Annotated in this window: 3 protein-coding genes and 1 pseudogene; 2 read left to right on the top strand and 2 right to left on the bottom strand. The window is 66.5% G+C overall.

Annotated features, from left to right (window positions below; genetic code table 11):
* A pseudogene (locus EOA33_RS25480) lies at positions 1–465 on the top strand (CDP-diacylglycerol--serine O-phosphatidyltransferase); the annotation flags it as partial.
* A gap of 4 nt (positions 466–469) precedes the next feature.
* Here EOA33_RS25480 and EOA33_RS25475 read toward each other — a convergent pair.
* Positions 470–2,692, bottom strand: coding sequence for an AMP-binding protein (locus EOA33_RS25475; RefSeq protein WP_127406889.1), 2,223 nt, complete (start codon positions 2,690–2,692; stop codon positions 470–472).
* 308 nt (positions 2,693–3,000) lie between these two features.
* Positions 3,001–3,408, bottom strand: coding sequence for a 4-oxalocrotonate tautomerase family protein (locus EOA33_RS25470; RefSeq protein WP_126055669.1), 408 nt, complete (start codon positions 3,406–3,408; stop codon positions 3,001–3,003).
* A gap of 114 nt (positions 3,409–3,522) precedes the next feature.
* Here EOA33_RS25470 and EOA33_RS25465 point away from each other — a divergent pair, with 114 nt between their 5' ends.
* Positions 3,523–4,386, top strand: coding sequence for a LysR substrate-binding domain-containing protein (locus tag EOA33_RS25465; protein WP_127406888.1), 864 nt, complete (start codon positions 3,523–3,525; stop codon positions 4,384–4,386).
* Positions 4,387–4,435 lie beyond the last annotated feature (49 nt).

Below are 4,435 nucleotides of genomic sequence, written 5' to 3'. Positions count from 1 at the left end.
CTGCTGTTCACCATCGCCTGCGGCTTGCGGCTCGCCCGCTTCAATGTGCTTGACGACGAGAAGGCCGACCGGCCGCTGTGGCAAAGCGAATATTTCGTCGGCGTGCCGGCGCCGGCGGGCGCGGTGCTGGTGATGCTGCCGCTCTATCTCTATTTCCTGCGGCTGGGACTTGAGCCGACCCGTCTCGCCGCCTTTGTCGCCACCGGCTTCACCGTGCTCGTCGCCTTCCTGCTGGTCAGCCGGCTGCCGGTCTATTCGGGCAAAAGCATCAAGGTGCCGGGCGACAAGGTGTTGCCGGTGATCCTCGCCGTGGTGCTCTACGTCCTGCTTTTGATGACCTACCCCTGGTACACGCTGACCGCTTCGGTCGCCGGCTATCTGGTCTTCCTGCCGCTTTCCGTGCGCGCCTATTCGAAACGCGCCATGCGCGAAGGCGAGAAGGTGCCGCCTTCGGATATCGGTTAAGGCGCTAGGCCGCGGCGCTCAGCCCCAGTCGGTCGATCGCCAGCCTGCGGGTCGAGACGTAGTCGGTCTTGCCCGAACCCAGCACCGGGATCTCCTCCACCTTGATGATGTCATTGGGCACCATCAGTTCGGCCGCGCCCGCCTTCTTGCCGAAGGCGCGTAGTTCCTCCGGACTGGCATCGTCGGCCGTGGTCACCAGCACGATGCGCTCGCCGCGTCTTTTGTCCGGCACCGCGACGGCGGCGTGGCGTTCTTCCGGCCACAGCGACTGCACCAGCATCTCGACCGCGCCCAGCGACACCATCTCTCCAGCGATCTTGGCGAAGCGCTTGGCGCGGCCGCGAATGGTGATGAAGCCGTCGCGGTCGACCGAGACAATGTCGCCGGTATCGTGCCAGCCATTGAGCGGCTGCAACTCGCCAGGCCGGTCGGCGGTCATGTAGCCCACCATCATGTTCGGCCCGTCGAGGCACAGCCGGGCGGCATCGTCAATGCCCTCGACGGCTGCGAGCTTCATGCGGATGGCTGGCAACAGCCGTCCGACCGTGCCGTCGCGGCCATGGATGGCGGTGTTGACGGCGACGACCGGGGCGGCCTCGGTCAGCCCAAAACCCTCGATGATTGATGCGTCGAAGCGCTCGCGATAGACGCGGCGCGTCTCCGGCTTGACCGCCTCGGCGCCGGCGACGACGAAGCGCAGGCTGGAGAAGTCGCCGTCCTTGGCGGTGCGCGCATAATTGGCGAGGAAAGTGTCGGTGCCGAACATGATCGTCGGCCCGACCTTGCGCGCGATCTCGGGGATGATCTTGTAGTGAAGCGGCGAGGGGTAGAGGAACAGTTTCACGCCGGTGACCAGCGGCAGGATGGTGCCGCCGGTCAGTCCGAAGGAGTGGAACACCGGCAGCACGTTGAGCAGGGTGTCGGCGGGCGAGATGGTAATGCGCGCCTCCGCCTGCATGGCGTTGGCGAGCAGGCTCTTGTGCGACAGCACCACCGCCTTGGGCGTGCCTTCCGAGCCCGAGGTGAACAGGATCACCGCTGGCTTTGCCGCATCCTGTGGCCGCAGCGGAAAACGCCACAGCAGCGCGGCCGCGAGCTTGTCCAGCATCGTCACGCTCTGGCGCACATCCTCCAGCCAGAGCATTTTGGCGCCCCCCGCCTCGACCGCCTCGGCGATGTCGGCGAGCCCGGCCTTCTCGATGAAGGCGCGGGAGGAGACGACGGTTCGGATGACGGCGGTGCGCACAGCGGCGGTGACGCTTGCCGACCCGGCGGTGTAGTTGATCATCGCCGCCACCCGGCCGGCCGAGATGAGGCCGACGAAGGACAGCACCACGCCGTTGGCGTTGGGCAGCAGCAGCCCGACCGCTTCGCCAGGCGCCGACACCGCCTCGAAGCGGCGGCCGAGCACGCGCGCGCCGATGAACATCTTGCGATAGCTGAGCGCGCCCGAGATGACGTCCTCGATGATCGGGTGCGAGGCGCCGACTCTGGTTGCCGCGTCGCGCATGGCGAGGAACAGGCCGCGGTCGAGATTGGTGCCGAAGAGCCTGGCTTCCGCGAAGCGGTCGAACAGCGCGTTGGTGTTAGAGGCCTGGTCAGGGTTGCGCGCCACCAGCTCGGCGATCGTCATAGGCTCCAGCACGCTTATCGCGAGGCGCGGGAACCAGTGGCGCGGCGCCCGGTCCGCCGGGGTCAGCGACACCGGCAGGTCGCGCGCGCCGGCGATGAAGATCGGTACGATGCTGGCGTCGGCCTGCATGGCAATGCGGGTGATGGCGCGGAACAGGCGAAAGGATTTGACGTCAGGCTCGACCGCATCGGGCAGATAGACGGCAAGCCGGCCCTTGCCCTTCAGCACCCTGACCAGCCGGCGACTGACGAAGACATGCTCGGCATTGAAGGCGATGGTGCGGCCAAGCTCGCGCCATGGCTCCAGCCAGGGCGAGCGCGCCGACGCATCGTCGAGGATGTGCAGCGTGTCGTCCGGCAGCAGCGATAGCATCAGCGCCGGCTCGAAGCGCGACTGATGCGAGATCACATAGATGACCGGCGCCTTGGCATTGCGGGCGACGCGGATGCGCTCGTCGGCGATCCGGTAGGCGAGCTTGAACGGCACATAGAGCAGCGCCTGCGTGAAGCGCAGGCCAAGCCGCATCGTTTCGAGTATGCCGATCAGCAACCACGCCGCGACGAGGCCTGCAAGCAGCGCCAGGGTCAGGATCATTGCCGCGCTCTCCCAACGTCCTCCACGTCGCGGCTCTTGAGCGGCCGCTTCGGAGCCAGAGGGTAGCGCAAGCGCGGGCGACGTCAATGTGGACTGAGTGCCCTCTGGCCTTCTCCCCTTGTGGGAGAAGGTGGATCGGCGCGCAGCGCCGAGACGGATGAGGGCTGCTGGAAGAAACTCGGTCGCTAGAAAATCAAACGATTTTCGGCGCTTATCTTGTCGATGCAGCGATCCGTCCAGCACCCCTCATCCGACCGAGCTTCGCTCGGCCACCTTCTCCCACAAGGGGAGAAGGAGAGGGCGCCGGGCTACGCCGCCTTCAGCCTGCCGCTGATGAAACGGAACTCCTGCGTCTTGCCGCCGTAGCCATAGGCGGCGGCCGGAACCTCGTGCACGAAGGCGTAGCTCTCCTCATGCACGCCGCCCAGCAGGCGGCCGAAGGCGGCGAAGATCGCCTGGAGATAGGCTTCGAGCTCGAGCTTGGTGTTGGTGCCGTCGACCACCTTGATGTCGAGCCAGAAAGTATTGGAATCATGCTCGGCCAGCGACTTGCCGCCGGCGAACCAGTGCTGCGGATCGATATAGCTGATGGCGACCGCGGTGATGGTCGGGTCCTTGCGCAGCTGCTTGGCGGTGATCTCGGTCACCTCCTTGGCGATAGTGGCGGACAAAGCGGCGTCGGGCTTGCCGGTGACGCTGACATTGATGATCGGCATTTTCTTTCTCCTCGTTGTGAGCGGCGCTTCCTCGCCGTTGGAAGAAACCATGTCACGATCATTGAATCAAAAAAATCGAATTGTTTCGAAGAAAAGATTCGATATCATCGAATTATGCAAGTGCTCGACCCAGACCTCCTCAGGACCTTCCTTGCTTTCGTCGATGGCGGTTCCCTGGCGAATGCGGCTTCCGTCGTCGGCCGCTCGCCGTCGGCGGTGACGGCGCAGATGCAGCGGCTGGAGGAGATCGTCGGCGAGCCGCTGCTTGCTCCCCAAGGCCGCGGGCGCGGCCTGACGCCCGCCGGCGAGGATCTGGTCGGCCATGCCCGACGCATCCTCGCCGTCCACACCGAGGCCTGGCTGGCGCTGAAGGGCGCGCGTGCCGGCGGCCGCGTTGCCATCGGCACGACGCAGGATTTTGCCGATCGTGGCCTGCCGGAGCTGCTGCGCTCCTTCGCCGTCAGCCATCCGCGCGTCAGGATCGAATTGCGCGTCGGCCGCTCGGCCGAGCTTGCACAGGCACTGCAGGCCGGCCAGCTCGATCTCGCGATCACCATGCGCCAGGCCCCGGCATCGGACGAGGTCGCGGTGATCGGCGAGCCGATGCGCTGGCTCTGCTCGCAAAAAGGGCTGGCTGCGCGCGAAGAGGAGTTACCTCTGGCACTGCTCGATCCGCATTGCGGTTTTCGCGAAGCAGCGCTTGCGGCGCTCGACGCGGCGGGCCGCCGCTATCGCATCGCCGCCGGCAGCGCCAGCCTCGCCGGCCTGCGCACGGCGGTCGATGCCGGCATCGCGCTGACCCTGCGCACGGCGCGCTTTGCCCATTCCGGCATTGTCGAAGCGCCGCGCGAGCTTGGCTTGCCGCCGGTTCCGACGGCCGAGTTCGCCATCCGGCTGCGGCCGGAGGCCGAACGGCCGGCGCGGGACCTGGCCGCGCTGTTCGGCGAGGGCCTCGCACCCTCGGCAATCCCGGGCTGAGCGTCGCGCAAAGAAAAAGCCGACCTAATGGGCCGGCTTTAAGTAGGGC

Source organism: Mesorhizobium sp. M4A.F.Ca.ET.050.02.1.1 (assembly GCF_003997725.1).
Lineage (GTDB): Bacteria > Pseudomonadota > Alphaproteobacteria > Rhizobiales > Rhizobiaceae > Mesorhizobium.
The sequence above is the reverse complement of the archived record's forward strand: the minus strand, read 5'-3'. Positions and strand labels throughout refer to the sequence as shown.

Bases quoted from the DNA above. Each gene is read 5' to 3' on its own strand.
- EOA33_RS25470 (WP_126055669.1), bottom strand. From the start codon at position 3,408: ATGCCGATCATCAATGTCAGCGTCACCGGCAAGCCCGACGCCGCTTTG.
- EOA33_RS25465 (WP_127406888.1), top strand. From the start codon at position 3,523: ATGCAAGTGCTCGACCCAGACCTCCTCAGGACCTTCCTTGCTTTCGTC.
- EOA33_RS25475 (WP_127406889.1), bottom strand. From the start codon at position 2,692: ATGATCCTGACCCTGGCGCTGCTTGCAGGCCTCGTCGCGGCGTGGTTG.